The sequence below is a fragment of the Acinetobacter sp. 70_2 genome (assembly GCF_056736115.1).
This window is the reverse complement of record NZ_JBWZIP010000015.1, coordinates 239,146-254,539: the sequence shown is the minus strand read 5'-3', so window position 1 is coordinate 254,539 and position 15,394 is coordinate 239,146. Positions and strand designations below refer to the sequence as shown.

Here is a 15,394-nt window from a genome sequence, read left to right as displayed (position 1 = left end):
ATTTATCCTCTATTACCAACGCACTTCGAACTTTTTACGTAACCAAATTGCAAGGCTGTTTAAACCAATCATTAATGCAAGAAGTACGATAATCGCAGCAGCAGTACGGCCTTCGAAGAAGTTACGCAACTCATTACCCTGCCATAAGTAAACTTGAACAGGTAAAGCTGTTGCTTGATCAAATGGAGTGGTTGGAATACTTGCAACGAATGCACTCATTCCGATTAAAAGTAACGGCGCAGTTTCACCAAGCGCATGTGCCACACCAATAATTGAACCTGTCATGATGCCCGGCATCGCCAAAGGTAAAACATGATGGAAAACGGTTTGTACTTTAGAAGCACCTAAACCAAGTGCAGCTTGTCGAATTGATGGTGGAACAGCTTTTAAAGACGCACGGGTTGTAATAATGACTGTTGGTAATGTCATTAAACTTAATACCAAACCACCGACAAATGGAGCCGACAATGGTAAATGCATCCAACCAATGAAAATGGCTGCACCAAGTAAACCGAACACAATTGAAGGAACAGCTGCAAGGTTATTAATGTTAACTTCAATAATGTCTGTAAGGACATTCTTTGGAGCAAACTCTTCCAGATAAATAGCACTCGCCACACCAATTGGAATCGAAATAATGATCACAATCAGCATCATAAATAACGAGCCCATGAATGCACCTGCAAGACCACTAATTGCTGGTGAACTACGAGAGTCCGGATTTTTAAATAAGTTGGTATTAAACGTATTTTCGAGGATACCTTTTGCTTTCAAATCATCTGCAAGCTTACGGATTTCCGGATCAAGCTGTTGCTGGTCATCTGGTAATGAGCGGTCAATGTTGCCTTTTAACCATACATCTACGTTAGCATCACCCAAGAAAGTAAGGTTCTCTTTTTTACCAATCAGCGATGGGTCAGCAAATACCATGTCACGCAAACGATAAGCTTCAGAGCTTGCGTAAAGGCTACGTAAAGAATCACGTTGTGACTCAAGTGAAGGATCTTTAGCGACCATACCATTTACGATCAGGCTATCCCAATCCACCATACCCATTTTTGTTTGCCAAGCTACATAACGTTCTTGGTAATGCGCAGGTGTTTCACCTTGAGTACGTGCTGGCAATGGACCAGCATCAATCACTTTAGGATCGAAGTAAACTGGTACATTCATACTGGTTTGCCAAAAAGCAGGTAAACCTTTTGCCAAAATACTACCAAACAATAGCGCTACGAATGCAAGACCAATAACAACTGCCGATAAACCAGCAAAACGGAAAGCTTTTTCTTTGCGATGACGTTTAGCCAATGACTTTTCAATCACTTTTTTACGGCGATCACGTGCTTGAGCAGCAGCTTGTGGATCAAATACGTTCTGATCCATAGGAGACGATGTATTTGATGTACTCATTCGTATTGCTCACGGTATTTACGCACAATGTACAGTGCAACAATGTTTAATCCCAAGGTGATTACAAAGAGTGTTAAACCCAGTGCAAATGCCACCAAGGCCTGTGGGCTTGCAAAATCGGTATCGCCAGTTAACTGTTTTACGATGGTTACAGTCACTGTCGAAACAGCTTCAAACGGATTTGCATGTAGAAGTGGACTGTTCCCCGCTGCCAAAACCACAATCATGGTTTCCCCCACGGCACGCGATACAGCCAATAAAAATGCCCCAGTAATACCCGGTAATGCTGCTGGTAAAACCACTTGGCGAATTGTTTCTGATTTGGTTGCGCCAAGTCCGAGTGAACCATCACGAAGTGCACGAGGAACTTGAGTAATAATGTCATCAGATAAAGATGAAACGAATGGGATAATCATGATTCCCATTACGAAACCAGCAGTCAGTGCACTGGTTGCGTTAATTTCGATACCAATATGAGCACCCACAGCTTTAAAGAATGGACCAATAATCATCATGGCAAATACACCATAAACAATTGTTGGAATACCAGCTAAGACTTCAATTGTCGGTTTTGCCCATGAGCGTAACCATGGTGAAGCATATTCAGCTAAATAAATCGCAATCATTAAGCCAACAGGTACAGCAACCAATAAAGCAATACCACTAACCATGAGCGTACCCCATAGCAATGGTAGTAACCCATAACTACCTTCAGCGTTGCCTGAAGTACTAAAGCCAGGGTTCCATTCTGTACCAAAGAAAAAGTCAATTGGACTTACAAAATGGAAGAAGCGCATTGCTTCACCAAACATCGACATTACGATGCCGATTGTGGTCAAAATTGCTACACCAGAACACAAGATCAAACCAACATTAATGGCACGTTCAACTTGGTTACGTGCACGATATTCTTGGCTGATTTTTTTCTTTGCCCAGACTAAACCCAATAATGCAGCACATACAACAACGGCAAATTTGGCAAAAGAGCCAATAGTTTGAAATTTTGCATATTGCTGAGCAGCAGCCAACTCATAAGCAGCTGGATGATCACTTACCCCAAAACCAGAAGCAATCGCTTGAACTCGATCAACAAGTACACTTCTTGCTGCTTCATCAAGAGAAGCTGACACAGAAGCTGGAACATTATTAAAGATAATATGATTTAAAATATTTGGTTCAACTAAGTTCCAAATCATCAAAATTAAAAAAGCAGGGATACCGCACCAAAGTCCAACCAGTGCGCCATAATAGCCAGGACGAGAATGTAATGTCGCCGAGTTGCTTCCCTTACCTGCTAGGTTACGGCTTTTTCTCAGCCCAAGTTGATATGCAATTGCCACAAGGGCTAACAACACACCGATAAGTAGCAGATTCATGTATTCTCCACTGTTTTCTCAATTGTCATAATTTGGGAAAAACGTGTTAGACAAAAAGGCTGATGATCACTTGGGATCACCAGCCCCTATTCAAAACAATTTATTTAACAGTTTTACCTGCTTTAAAGTCAGCTAAGACTTTAGCGCGTTCTGCATCAGACATCGCGATTAAACCGTCACGCTCAGCTTTAGAACCTTTACCAGTCGCTTTTTTGCTTAGGAAGTATTCTACATACTGTGGTAAACCTTTAACTGATTTTAAGTGTTCGCCTTTTACATAGAAGAATAATGGGCGAGATACAGGGTATGTACCATTTAACACAGTTTTCTCAGAAGGAAGTACGTTGTTTACTGATGCTACACGTAACTTGTCACGGTTCATGTCATAGAAACTTAAACCAAATACACCTACTGCACTTGGAGAAGTTTTTAAGCGAGCTAGAGTTTCTGTATAGTCGCCAGCAATTTCAATTACACGGCCGTCTTTACGGAAAGTCGAACATGCTTTCTTCTGAGCATCTTTATCTAGGTTTTTGAAGTATTCGTATGATTCACAACCAGCATCAACCATTTTTTCTTGGAAAACTTCACGCGTACCGTGGTTAGACGCAGGAATTACAAGCGTAATAGGTTCGTTAGGAAGTGATTTGTCAATTTGGTTCCAGTTTGTATAAGGGTTTGGAACCAATTTACCTTTTGAAGGTAACTGTGCAGCTAAAGCAGCAAACACATGATAAGGTTTTAATTTATAAGCTGCTTTGTGTGAGCTAGACGCAAATACGATACCGTCATAACCGATTTTGATTTCTTGAATTTGCTTTACGCCAGCTTTGTTACAAGCTTCAATTTCTGTAGTTTTAATTTTACGAGAAGCGTTTGCAACGTCGATCGTGTTGTCACCAACGCCTTGACAGAATTGTTTTAAACCAGCAGAAGAACCACCAGAACCTACAACAGGAGTTTTAAATTGAGGGAATGTATTACCAAACTCTTCAGCTACAACGCTGGCAAACGGTAATACAGTTGAAGAACCAGCAATTTGAATCGTATCACGAGCTGCATTTGCAGTCGTTGTTACAGCGGCCCCAGTTACTGCTAACGCAATTGCGATTTGACGTGGATTTAAGCGCATTCTGTTCTCTCTCATTAATGCAATAGGTTGTACGTCACTTTTTGTTGAGTGCTTGTACGCTCTTCGATAGCTGCATTGTGAATAGAAAATATGACAAATAAGTTACAGTATTATGACGCTTTCATGATTTTTATAATGTTCATTGTCACATTTCTAAATCTATTTTATATCAATCATTTAATCTTATTTTATAAGGGTTGTGTTACCTCAATTTTATATTAAATATGACAATCACCCAAATTGATAAAATTACAATTATTCTTAAATTATAAAAGCTTAAAGAATTTAATAAATTGATATTACAAAGTTAATTTATTGACACATTTCTCAAATTTTTACATGTCATATTTATTTTTAAAAAATTATTTCGTTCTAACATGAAAATATTATGACAAAAAGATAAACGGTTACCTGCTCTTTGTCAGATAACCGCAATATCACTGTCAATTTAGCATATTAGTTTGATTGTATTTCTGGCATTGGGACCATTTTTTTGCGGTACTTCAAGAAATACATGATAGCTAAAGCCGCTAACCAAATAGGTCCTAAAATTACAGCCAGTCTCATATCTGGCGTCATCGCCATAATTATAAGAATGAAACATACAAAGCTAATGGTTAAATAATTACTCCATGGACTCATAATGCTTTGGAACTTAGTTTGGCGACGTTGTAATTTCATTGCTTTGGTAAATTTCAAATGCGTGACTGAAATCATAAGCCAGTTAATAACAAGTGCAGCCACAACCAACATCATAAAGAGCTGAAAAGCTTGACCAGGGATTAAATAGTTCACCACCACACAGACTGCTGTGATTGAGGCAGAAACAACTGCTGCTGGAACCGGAATACCACGGCTGTTTACTTTTTTCAAAATTGCCGGAGCATTACCCTGCTCTGCCAAACCATGCAACATACGGCTATTACAATAAATACAACTGTTATAAACCGAAATAGCAGCAATTAAGACCACAAAGTTCAGAACATTTGCTACGCCATTACTATTGAGTGACTGGAAAATCATGACAAATGGGCTACCGCCTTCTGCCACCATATTCCAAGGGTAAAGGCATAAAAGAATACCAATTGCACCAATATAAAAAATCAGGATGCGGTACACAATCTGGTTCACTGCTTTTGGAATTGTTGTTTCTGGTTTCTTGGTTTCTGCCGCCGCGATACCGATAAGCTCTAAGCCACCAAATGCGAACATAATCACAGCCAAAGCCATAATAAAGCCATGAATACCATGCGGGAAGAAACCACCGTGTTGCCATAAATTTGCAACACCAGCTTGTGGACCTGCTGAACCTGAAAATAATAGATAAGCACCAAAGCCAATCATGCTTAAAATGGCAACAATTTTAATGCACGAAAATAAGAACTCGGATTCCCCAAAAAAGCGGACATTTACCAAGTTAATGCCGTTAATTAAAATAAAGAAAAATAATGCAGTCATCCATGTCGGAATTTCAGGCCACCAAAACTGTATAAAAGTACCAATTGCACTCAGTTCGGCCATGCTCACCAGCACATACAGCACCCAATAGTTCCAGCCTGACATAAAACCAGCCATTTTGCCCCAATACTTGTTCGCAAAATAACTAAAAGAACCACTTACCGGTTCTTCAACAACCATTTCGCCCAAATGACGCATAATTAAAAAGGCAATCACCCCTGCAATTGCATATCCTAATAAAATTGAAGGACCAGCCAATTTAATTGTTTGAGAAAGACCTAAGAATAACCCTGTTCCGATCGCTCCTCCGAGTGCGATGAGTTGAATATGCCGATTGGATAAGCCTTGTTTTAACTCGTGCTTATTGTTTGCATCCATAACATTATCTCCAATGTTGGTGTCACTTCCTGTACACCTTTATTCAGCACCATATCCGAAGGTCAGAAACCGACCTTCGGACATAAGTTGCTTTAATATGAGTCCATTTAATTTTGAGAAGCCTTGTCCTGTCTTCTATTTAAAACGAGCTTGCATCCTTACATTTAACTGGCTGGGAACGCTCCTTTAAAATTTCGTAGCCACGATCGCCGTAGTCAAAACGTGCAATCACAGAAGCAAATTTTTTCAAACTTACTGGCGCATCCATTGCTGGTAGTTTTAATTCAATAAAAGTTAACTGGTCATTTTGCTGAACGTTGTCTAAAACGCTCTTTAGCTGCCCAGCGGTTTCAACTACATAAGTTGTATGACCCTTTTTACCGTTAAATACCGCTGGAATTTCAGTGTATTTCCAGTTTTGTACATCGTTATAGGCAGCGGTTTCACCCATAATTAAGCGCTCAATGGTGTAACCGCCATTGTTCAGCAAGAAAATAATTGGTTTTAAACCGTGACGGATAATTGTAGAAAGCTCTTGTACCGTAAGCTGGAAAGAACCATCGCCAATAAATAAAATTTGACGGCGTTCAGGAGCAGCTAACAAACTACCAAGCAAAGCCGGCAAGGTATAACCAATAGAGCCCCAAAGCGGCTGAGCAATATATTTAGCTGTCGCTGGAAGCTTGATACCCGACAAAGCAGAGTTTGATGTCCCGACTTCACCAATAATCACATCATCTTCTTTTAAGAACCCTGAAATGTAGTTCCAAAGCACATCTTGGCTAAGCTTCTGTTGAGCTGGAGCTTCAACTACTTTCTGAGGTTGTTTTTCAAGAAGAGGTGTTGAAGATTTACGTGGCGCAACTTTTTTATTTAGCTCGACAAGTAATTGTCCAATTTCAATACCCGGAAAATCCTGACCAAAAATATTTAAGCCATAAGATTTAATTTCGATGTAGTTCTTGGTCTCAATTTGATGCGTAAATACAGCTGAGCCTACATCGGTAAAGCGTGCACCAATACCAATTAGGCAGTCAGATTGCTCAATGATATTTTTCACATGCGGTTGGCTTGCCCCACCTACATAAGTGCCGATATAACGAGGTGAGCCCTCATCCATAATATTTTTTGCAGTATTCATACCTGCAAATGGAATTGAGCATTTTTGAGATAAATCATTTAAAAGCGACGTTACACCAAAAACTGAAGCTTCATTATCAATAAGAAGTGCTGGGCTTTGAGCATTCTCAATAATGTCACAAAGTTTTTTTACCACAGTTTGTAATAATTCAGGTTCAACAGCTGGGTAGCTTAAGTCGAGCGGACGTTCAGACACTTCAATTTTAACGTGGGTAATGTCGCCTGGTAGTTGAATGTGTACAGGACGGCGTTCAAGGAAACACTGACGTAACACACGATCAATTTCAAAAGCTGCATTTGCTGGAGTTAAACGAGTTTGGGCAACTGTAAACTCTTTCATACAGTTCATAATATTGTCGTAGTTACCATCGACAAGCGTGTGGTGTATGAGAGTGCCCTTTTGAACTGCATGTAAAGGTGGAATACCTGAGATATGAATAAGAGGTACATTCTCTGCATAGGCACCTGCAATACCATTAATCGCACTTAAGTCACCTACACCATAAGTGGTTGCCAAGGCAGAAAAACCGTTAATTCGTGCATAACCGTCTGCTGCATAGGCAGCATTTAATTCATTACAATTTCCAATAAATTCGAGTTGTGGGTCTGCTTCAACTTGTTCTAGATATGAGAGGTTAAAATCACCAGGTACACCAAAAAGATGTTGGATACCCATTTGTTTTAGACGAAGATTTAAAAATTCACCAATTTCTATGAACATTGCTCTATATCCTTTGAGACCAATTTTTATTCCATAGAAAAATAATATTTCATCTATCTTTTAGATTTCGTGCATAATGAAAACGCATTTTAATAAAAATACATGATTTGTGTATCATAAAAGGATTTTATGCAATGGATAAGTTCGACTGGCAAATCATTCAGGCACTACAAAAGAATGGACGACTCACCAATCAGGAAATTGGAGATTTAATCGGTTTATCTGCTTCACAATGTTCAAGACGACGTCAATTGCTTGAGCAAAAAGGCGTAATTCTCGGTTACACGGCGCGCATTCAGCAACAGGCGCTAGGGCTGGAAGTTACAGCAATGATTCACATTAATTTAAGGACACACGAGGCAAAATCACAACAAGCTTTTCAAGAGCTGATTGAAGCTGAAGACAACATTCAAGATGCGTTTTCAATTAGTGGCGATGCAGATTTTATTTTAAAAGTTGTTGCTGAAAACTTAGAACAGCTTTCCCAATTTGTGACTGAAAGATTGCTTTCTTATAATTTTATAGGACACATAAAGTCTTACATTGTTCTTAAAAAAATTAAAGAACAGAATCATTTTTTAATCAAACCTAAAAGCATGAGCTATCATCACTCCCAATAAGCAAGCGAAGCTTTTCTCCCATATAGATAAAAATAAAAAGGCGGATACTAGATCCGCCTTAAAATGAATATTTAGACTTTACTGATATGAACCGTTTGTCCAATCGTATTTTCAAGTAAACCTTCTAAGCCAAACTCAGCACCTAAGCCTGACATTTTCCAGCCACCAAAAGGTGCATGAGGCAGGACTTCTGCATGGGTATTGATCCAAACAGTGCCACATTGAAGCTGAGTAGCATAAGTTTGAGCAGCTTTAATATCGGAAGACCAGATTGATCCACCCAAACCAAACTCACTGTCATTGGCACGGGCAATTGCATCGTTGATATCGGTATATTTTAAAACAGGCAACACTGGACCAAATTGCTCTTCTTGTACCACGCGGCAAGAGTCAGAAACTTCAGTCAAAATAGTTGGCGCAATAAAGTAACCCTGATCTGGAACTTGTTGTTGTCCAGAAAGTACTTTTGCACCCTGTTCAATCGCTTCAGCAATAAGAGCTTTTACCTTGTTATATTGCATTTGGTTTTGTACTGGACCAAATGTTGTAGAAGACGCCATACCATCACCCACAACTTGAGCATTGGCAATATCAGCTAACTTTTGAGATAAAGCCTCATATTGGCTTTCATGCACGTACAGACGCTTTAAAGCTGCACATGTTTGACCAGCGTTTAAGAACGCCATATTAAAAATATTGGCTGCAATTTCATCGATATTTGCATCTGGCAATACAATACCAGCATCATTACCACCCAACTCTAAAGTTAAGTGTTTTAACTGCTGAGCTGCACCAGCCATAATGTGCTGACCTGTTCGAGTTGATCCCGTAAATACAACTTTTTGTACATCTGGATGAGAAGATAATGCTTCACCAATCTCACCAGCACCAACCACAATTGAAATAACACCAGCAGGAACTTCTTGCTGAATGATTTCACATAAACGTAAAGTCGATAATGGTGTGTATTCAGAAGGTTTACTAATGACAACGTTACCTGCGCGTAAAGCAGGCATGATATGCCAAACCGCAATCATGAGTGGCCAGTTCCATGGCGTAATTGAAGCCACTACACCTAATGGTTGGCGATGGCGCTCAATACGCTTAGTTTCACTGTCTTCAATAACTTCTACAGGTAAATCCATTGCAGCGGCATAGCGTGTCCAACCAATTGCACCCTGCACTTCCATTTGCGCAAGTGCCAATGGCTTACCCTGTTCAAGCACAACCAACTCTGCAAGCATTTCAGCGTGCTTTTCAATGCCATCTGCAATCTTGTTTAATATTGATTTACGCTCTTCGTGTGAAACTTGTTGCCAAGCTTTAGATGCTTGTTTAGCAGCACTCACTGCCTGGTTTACCTGCGCAACCGATGCTTTTGCACAACGTGCAGCAGTTAAGCCAGTAGCGGGGTTAAGAATTTCTAGTTCACCTTGTTCACCTGAACAAAGTTGACCGCCAATAATGAGTTTAAATTCATTGAGCATATTCGCTTGTTGCATTTCTTCTTCCTTGTCTTAATTGTAATTACAGCCACTTACTTTTTTCAGTTAAAGCGGGATTATTTAAAGTGAGTACGATATTGATATATCAATGCGACCCAAAATATCGGGAACATACCAATACAATAAGAAATTTGCTCCCCATAAATCATGCATAATTATTTATGTTTTTTGAAAATATGCATGTTTTGTGCATTTCATTCTCTTGCGATGCACACTTTTAATAAAAATAATATGTAATAAAAAAGCCCGGCAATAAACCGAGCTTTTTTTGTTATCAACTTAATTAGTCGATTGGTGGTACATAGTTACCAGAAGCAATTGCATCTTTAATGCGGTCAGCTTCAGCCAATACTTGACCTAAAAGGTTTTTAACATTTTCGAATGTTACAACAGGGCTTAATGTTGTCATCTTCAATGACTGTACATTACCCACTTTTGTTACACCGATATTTGCTTCACCACGTGCAAACAATTCGTCTGCTACGTTTTGGTTTAAGCTATCGATAAACTCAACTGGGTAGCCTTGTGGCACAACACGGAACAATACAGAAGCAAATTGTGGTTCAACTAAAAGCTCTAAACCTTCAGTTGCCTTGATGTAATCTGCAACTTCACGAGTAAGTTTGACACCATGGTCAATCATTGAACCGTAAAGGTCTTCACCTAGTGATTCAATGGTCATCCACAATTTCAATGCATCAAAACGACGAGTCGTTTGTAATGACTTAGATACAAGGTTTGGTACACCATGTTCTTCGTCATAAGCAGAGTTCAGGTATTCAGCTTCGTAGTGCATGAAACGATAGTTCGCTTCATCTTTCAACAAGAACGCGCCACAGCTAATGCTTTGGAAATAATGCTTATGGAAATCGAGAGTGATCGAATCAGACAACTCAATACCATCAAGCATTGCACGATAGTCATTTGACAAGATCAGTGCACCGCCCCATGCAGCATCGATGTGCATCCATGAACCATATTTCGTTGTGATTTCACGAATTTTCTTCAATGGATCAATTGCACCAGCATCGGTTGTACCTGCTGTCGCAACAACACAAGCAACAACTTTACCTTCAGCTTGAAGATGTGCCATCGTTTTTTCGAGAGCATCAACATCCATCTGTGCATTTTCATTCACAGGAACCGTCACAACTGACTGGAAGCCCATGCCCATCATTGCCATGTTCTTTTGCACAGAGAAATGTGCATTTTCAGAACAAATGACTTTGACGTTTTTCATTGCCTCAGCTGGAATACCATCACGCTGTACAGACCACGGATTACCGTTTTCGTCTTTCCAGTTTTTCGAGATGCACCAGTCACGAGCAAGCAATACACCCATCAAGTTAGATTGAGTACCGCCAGAAGTGAAAACACCAGCCTGACCAGAACCATAACCTACTTTTTGACGCAACCAATCAATAAGCTGAACTTCCATTAATGAACCTGCCGGGCTTTGATCCCATGAGTCCATAGACTGGTTAGTTGCATTGATTAACACTTCCGCAATTTGGCTCATCACCATAGTTGGGCAGTGTAAATGCGCTAATGAATGTGGATGGTGTACTTTCAAGCTTTTATTTAAGAAAAGCTCAATCATACGTTGAAGTGATTCTTGTACACCCATACCCTCTTTTGAAGGTTGGAAAGAAATTGCTGAACGCAATTCTTTAATGCTACCGCCTGTGTACATTTTTTCATTTTGCAACCATGCTGAAACGGCTTTTACCGCTTCGCCCATTGCTGACTCATAGTCAGCAATGGATTGTGCATCATTGCAGAGTAACGCTTTACGATGTTCTGCAAAATCCACCATTCTTACGCGCCTCGTACTGCAACCAATGCTTCTGCAATTGCTTTCTTGAAGCGGGCAATTACTTCAACACACTCGTCTTGAGTGATGATAAGCGGGCAAAGTAAACGAATTACTGTACCGTTACGACCGCCTTTTTCAAGCAATAACTTGTTGTTAAAGCAAGCAGTCTGGATCGCAGCCGCTAACTGAGAGTCAGCAGGATGAGAACCGATACGGTCAGCAGGTTTACGCTCGTCAACGATTTCAACGCCGATCATTAAACCGCGGCCACGTACGTTACCGATACATGGGAATTCAGTAGCTAATTTTTTCAATTCAGCTTGTAAGAAATCACCGCGTTCTTGAGCATTTTGAGCAAGGTTTTGTCCCTTGATCGTTTCTAATACGACAAGACCAGTACCCATAGCAAGTTGGTTACCACGGAAAGTACCCGTGTGACCAGCAGGCTGCCAAGCATCAAATTTACGTTTAATACCTAATACTGCAAGTGGTAAACCACCACCTACTGCTTTAGACATTACAACAACATCAGGTTCAATACCTGCATGTTCGAATGCAAACATTTTGCCTGAACGTGCAAAGCCAGCTTGAACTTCGTCTAAAATTAAAACGATGTTGTGCTTTTCAGTCACTTCACGGATTTTTTGCAACCATTTTACTGGAGCAGTAACAACGCCGCCTTCACCTTGAATTGCTTCAAGAATAACAGCTGCAGGCTTAGTTACACCGCTTTCAACATCTTCAATAAAGTTTTCAAAATAATAAGTTAAAGCATCAACACCAGCTTCACCACCTAAACCAAGTGGACAGCGATATTCATGCGGATATGGCATGAATTGTACGCCTGGCATTAAACCATTAACCGAGTTTTTCGCACTTAAGTTACCAGTCATTGCAAGTGAACCATGGGTCATCCCATGATAACCACCAGAGAAACTGATTACTGAACTACGACCAGTGTAAGTCTTAGCAAGTTTAACCGCTGCTTCAGTCGCGTCTGCACCAGCAGGACCACAGAACTGTAAGCAGTACTCTTCTTTACCGCCTGGTAAATATGCTAACAACGCTTCAGTAAACGCATCTTTTAAAGGTGTGGTTAAGTCTAAAGTATGCAATGGCAAACCACTTGCCAATGTGTCTTGAATACTTTGAATCACCGCAGGATGATTATGACCTAAAGCCAATGTACCTGCCCCAGCTAAACAATCAAGGTACTGTGTACCTTCAACATCAGTAACCCAGCAACCTTGTGCTTTCGCTATCGCTAACGGTAATTTACGTGGATAGCTACGAACATTCGATTCCATCTGACTTTGGCGAGTCAAATAATATTCGTTGGTAGCATTAGTGGCAGGGTTGACAGAAGTAACGCTCATATCGGATTACCATCTCTGATAAGGGTAGAAAGAAATAAGTCTGGTGACTTTTGGTCCTTTGACTCGGTGCTTTATAGAACTAGCGAAGACACATATTTTATATCTTGTAACTAGGAGCGCGATGATACCTAATTTTGCAAGAAAAAAAACGTCTTTTGTGTACTTTACTCATCTAATCTTATTGAAAAAATGTATTATCCCAATAGTTATGATGAATTATCATCATACTATGTGACAACCTAAAGAAAATATTCTTTTTTTATATTAGTTTGATTTTTTAAGTTACATTGAAATACTTTATTTTTAAGTTTTTATTTTTTAAAGCTTTTATTTGCACCAAAAATTAAAAAAATTGATTTAAATATTACAAATACCCCACAAAATCTGCAAAAGTTATGCATAACTTATGTTTAACATTTCTTAATGAAAAAAATTAAATTTATATTAATTTTTAAAGGATAAATTTATGCGTACTTTAGCAATATCTACTCTTCTACTTGGTACGGTACTCAGCCCTATGGTTTTTGCCCAAGATGATAACGCCCTTCACTACAATATTGTAAATGTACAAGCTGAAGCTTCTCGTCAGGTATCTAACGATGAAATGCATGCAACTTTATATATTGAAAAAAGTAACAAACAACCTGCTGAACTTTCAAATCAAATTAACCAGTTAATGAATCAAGCACTTGCGACTTCACGTAAATACCCGCAAGTAAAAGTGGAAACTGGTGCTCAAAGCACTTATCCAATTTATGACAATGACAGTAACAAGTTAAAAGAATGGCGTGGCCGTGCAGAAATCCGTTTAGAAAGTAAAGATTTTAAAGCAGCAAGCCAATTGATTAATGAGTTACAGCAAAACTTCCAAACCCAATCAATTAACTTTAGTGTTTCAGATGAGCAACGTAAAAAAGTTGAAAATGAGTTAATGGTTGAAGCATCTAAAAGCTTCCAGCAACGTGCTCAAATGCTGACTCAAGCTTGGAATAAAAGCCAATACACATTGGTGAATCTGAACTTGAATACCAACAACTACTTCCCTCAACCTGTTATGCGTGCCAGCCTAGCCAAGTTCGCTGCTGCTGAAGCGGCACCAGCTCAAGACATGGCTGCTGGTGAGTCTAAAATTACCGTAAATGCAAACGGTTCAATCCAGTTTAAATAATTTATTTTTCAAACTAAAAAAACCGCATAAAAATGCGGTTTTTTTATTGTTCGATATTAAGGTTCTAAAAGTAAATCCTGCAAAGAACTCCACGCTGCTTTAGCTAACACATCTTTATAAACTTTAGGGTCGGACTTTACACGTTGTGATAACCACGCACGGCAATAGCTCTCTGTAGAACCAATGACCAATGAAAGCAAAAGCTCATTTGGAATTAAACTTAAAGCTTTAAATTCTTCAAAATTTGCAATCAGACTAAATATATTTTGGTTTCTGTTCTTATTTCTTTGGACGAGCTGCTGGTGTTCTTCACCTTTCATCATGTTAAAACGTGCTGAATTTAAAAATTTTGCAAATTCAGGCTGCTCACTTACCCAGTCCACATAACTATGAATTAAAGCAAATACCACATCTTGTAGCGTTTTGGCCTGTTTTAAGTATTCATCTCTTAGAGCCGTTTGGTCATCTAAAGCTGAAAAAAATAATGCCGCGACGATACCCTCTTTATTTTTAAAATGGTGATAAATCGCTCCAACACTCGTTTCTGATTTGGCACGAATCATTTCTATACTGGTCGTTTCAATACCATGCTCTAAAAAACAGACTAAAGCATCTAACAATATTTGTCGTTTTAAAACAGCCCTTCTTCCGGGATACAAACGTTCTAATAAGTTTTGAGCAGATACCATTTTGTATTCTCTGACCAGTCATCGGAGATATTTTGAATGACTTGACGCCTATTTGTAAACAGAACTATATTCTTTAACAGAATAATATTCTGTATTTTAAATTATAGGAAGTGAAATCATGCCAACTACCTTAGAACTTTGGAAAAAAGTGACTGCTTTTCCTAAAGGAAAGTGGACATTCTCTCGTATGCTGTGCTTAAAAGCGCCCTATTTCGGTAGCATTTCCCCTCTTTTTATTGAGTTAAAACCGAACTATTGCGAAATTTCTATTAAGAAGAAGCGCTCTGTTCTTAACCATATTGGGACAGTCCATGCAATTGCCATGTGCAATATGGCAGAACTTGCAGGTGGTACTATGACAGAAGTGACCGTCCCTTCTACACACCGCTGGATTCCTAAAGGCATGACCGTTGAATATTTAAAAAAGGCTGAAACAGACCTCATCGCTATTGCGACGCCTGTACAAACTGATTATGAGTGGGAAAAAGCAGGAGAATATTTAGTAAGTGTAGATGTTTACGACACTCATAAAGACAAAGTATTTCATGCGGTCATTACAATGTGGATTTCTAAAAAGAAATAAAAAAAGCCCTGAAATTTCAGGG

At 39.3% G+C, this 15,394-nt stretch carries 12 protein-coding genes; 3 read left to right on the top strand and 9 right to left on the bottom strand.

The features are described from left to right. Positions 1-12: 12 nt before the first annotated feature. The 5 genes from pstA to AC1PJ9_RS10200 form a co-directional block, all read right to left on the bottom strand. The gene (gene pstA, locus AC1PJ9_RS10220; RefSeq protein ID WP_077169543.1) at positions 13-1,410 is read right to left on the bottom strand and encodes a phosphate ABC transporter permease PstA; all 1,398 of its coding nucleotides are present in this window, start codon (positions 1,408-1,410) and stop codon (positions 13-15) included. Next, a complete protein-coding gene (pstC, locus tag AC1PJ9_RS10215; protein ID WP_002052700.1) occupies positions 1,407-2,786 on the bottom strand; it encodes a phosphate ABC transporter permease subunit PstC in 1,380 nt (459 codons plus the stop codon). Before pstC ends, pstA begins: the two co-directional genes overlap by 4 nt. 100 nt (positions 2,787-2,886) lie before the next feature. Next, positions 2,887-3,918 (bottom strand): substrate-binding domain-containing protein, encoded by a 1,032-nt coding sequence (locus AC1PJ9_RS10210; protein ID WP_002052826.1) that lies wholly within the window; start codon positions 3,916-3,918, stop codon positions 2,887-2,889. A gap of 456 nt (positions 3,919-4,374) precedes the next feature. Then, positions 4,375-5,754: an amino acid permease gene (locus tag AC1PJ9_RS10205; RefSeq protein ID WP_311069376.1), complete on the bottom strand. Its 1,380-nt coding sequence runs from the start codon at positions 5,752-5,754 to the stop codon at positions 4,375-4,377. A 139-nt stretch (positions 5,755-5,893) separates the two neighbouring features. Next, positions 5,894-7,615 carry an alpha-keto acid decarboxylase family protein gene (locus tag AC1PJ9_RS10200; RefSeq protein WP_311069377.1) on the bottom strand — a complete coding sequence of 574 codons (1,722 nt, stop codon included), beginning with the start codon at positions 7,613-7,615 and terminating at the stop codon, positions 5,894-5,896. 134 nt (positions 7,616-7,749) lie between these two features. On the opposite strand from AC1PJ9_RS10200, the gene AC1PJ9_RS10195 reads away from it, so the two are divergent. Further along, positions 7,750-8,235 carry an Lrp/AsnC family transcriptional regulator gene (locus AC1PJ9_RS10195; protein WP_000357090.1) on the top strand — a complete coding sequence of 162 codons (486 nt, stop codon included), beginning with the start codon at positions 7,750-7,752 and terminating at the stop codon, positions 8,233-8,235. A 71-nt stretch (positions 8,236-8,306) separates the two neighbouring features. On the opposite strand, the gene AC1PJ9_RS10190 is transcribed toward AC1PJ9_RS10195, so the two are convergent. From AC1PJ9_RS10190 to AC1PJ9_RS10180, 3 genes are all read right to left on the bottom strand, one after another. Further along, a complete protein-coding gene (locus AC1PJ9_RS10190) occupies positions 8,307-9,737 on the bottom strand; it encodes an aldehyde dehydrogenase family protein (RefSeq protein WP_311069378.1) in 1,431 nt (476 codons plus the stop codon). Between the two features lie 286 nt (positions 9,738-10,023). Next, a complete protein-coding gene (locus AC1PJ9_RS10185) occupies positions 10,024-11,556 on the bottom strand; it encodes a pyridoxal phosphate-dependent decarboxylase family protein (RefSeq protein WP_174723061.1) in 1,533 nt (510 codons plus the stop codon). Between the two features lie 2 nt (positions 11,557-11,558). After that, positions 11,559-12,932 carry a diaminobutyrate--2-oxoglutarate transaminase gene (locus tag AC1PJ9_RS10180; RefSeq protein ID WP_263614313.1) on the bottom strand — a complete coding sequence of 458 codons (1,374 nt, stop codon included), beginning with the start codon at positions 12,930-12,932 and terminating at the stop codon, positions 11,559-11,561. 466 nt (positions 12,933-13,398) lie between these two features. Here AC1PJ9_RS10180 and AC1PJ9_RS10175 point away from each other — a divergent pair, with 466 nt between their 5' ends. Then, positions 13,399-14,100 carry an SIMPL domain-containing protein gene (locus AC1PJ9_RS10175; protein WP_212511058.1) on the top strand — a complete coding sequence of 234 codons (702 nt, stop codon included), beginning with the start codon at positions 13,399-13,401 and terminating at the stop codon, positions 14,098-14,100. Positions 14,101-14,156: 56 nt separating this feature from the next. On the opposite strand, the gene AC1PJ9_RS10170 is transcribed toward AC1PJ9_RS10175, so the two are convergent. Next, positions 14,157-14,789 carry a TetR/AcrR family transcriptional regulator gene (locus AC1PJ9_RS10170; protein WP_311069381.1) on the bottom strand — a complete coding sequence of 211 codons (633 nt, stop codon included), beginning with the start codon at positions 14,787-14,789 and terminating at the stop codon, positions 14,157-14,159. A 118-nt stretch (positions 14,790-14,907) separates the two neighbouring features. On the opposite strand from AC1PJ9_RS10170, the gene AC1PJ9_RS10165 reads away from it, so the two are divergent. Continuing rightward, positions 14,908-15,372, top strand: coding sequence for a hotdog fold domain-containing protein (locus AC1PJ9_RS10165; protein ID WP_263614316.1), 465 nt, complete (start codon positions 14,908-14,910; stop codon positions 15,370-15,372). Positions 15,373-15,394 lie beyond the last annotated feature (22 nt).

Bases quoted from the DNA above. Each gene is read 5' to 3' on its own strand.
- pstA (WP_077169543.1), bottom strand. From the start codon at position 1,410: ATGAGTACATCAAATACATCGTCTCCTATGGATCAGAACGTATTTGAT.
- pstC (WP_002052700.1), bottom strand. From the start codon at position 2,786: ATGAATCTGCTACTTATCGGTGTGTTGTTAGCCCTTGTGGCAATTGCA.
- AC1PJ9_RS10210 (WP_002052826.1), bottom strand. From the start codon at position 3,918: ATGCGCTTAAATCCACGTCAAATCGCAATTGCGTTAGCAGTAACTGGG.
- AC1PJ9_RS10205 (WP_311069376.1), bottom strand. From the start codon at position 5,754: ATGGATGCAAACAATAAGCACGAGTTAAAACAAGGCTTATCCAATCGG.
- AC1PJ9_RS10200 (WP_311069377.1), bottom strand. From the start codon at position 7,615: ATGTTCATAGAAATTGGTGAATTTTTAAATCTTCGTCTAAAACAAATG.
- AC1PJ9_RS10195 (WP_000357090.1), top strand. From the start codon at position 7,750: ATGGATAAGTTCGACTGGCAAATCATTCAGGCACTACAAAAGAATGGA.
- AC1PJ9_RS10190 (WP_311069378.1), bottom strand. From the start codon at position 9,737: ATGCAACAAGCGAATATGCTCAATGAATTTAAACTCATTATTGGCGGT.
- AC1PJ9_RS10185 (WP_174723061.1), bottom strand. From the start codon at position 11,556: ATGGTGGATTTTGCAGAACATCGTAAAGCGTTACTCTGCAATGATGCA.
- AC1PJ9_RS10180 (WP_263614313.1), bottom strand. From the start codon at position 12,932: ATGAGCGTTACTTCTGTCAACCCTGCCACTAATGCTACCAACGAATAT.
- AC1PJ9_RS10175 (WP_212511058.1), top strand. From the start codon at position 13,399: ATGCGTACTTTAGCAATATCTACTCTTCTACTTGGTACGGTACTCAGC.
- AC1PJ9_RS10170 (WP_311069381.1), bottom strand. From the start codon at position 14,789: ATGGTATCTGCTCAAAACTTATTAGAACGTTTGTATCCCGGAAGAAGG.
- AC1PJ9_RS10165 (WP_263614316.1), top strand. From the start codon at position 14,908: ATGCCAACTACCTTAGAACTTTGGAAAAAAGTGACTGCTTTTCCTAAA.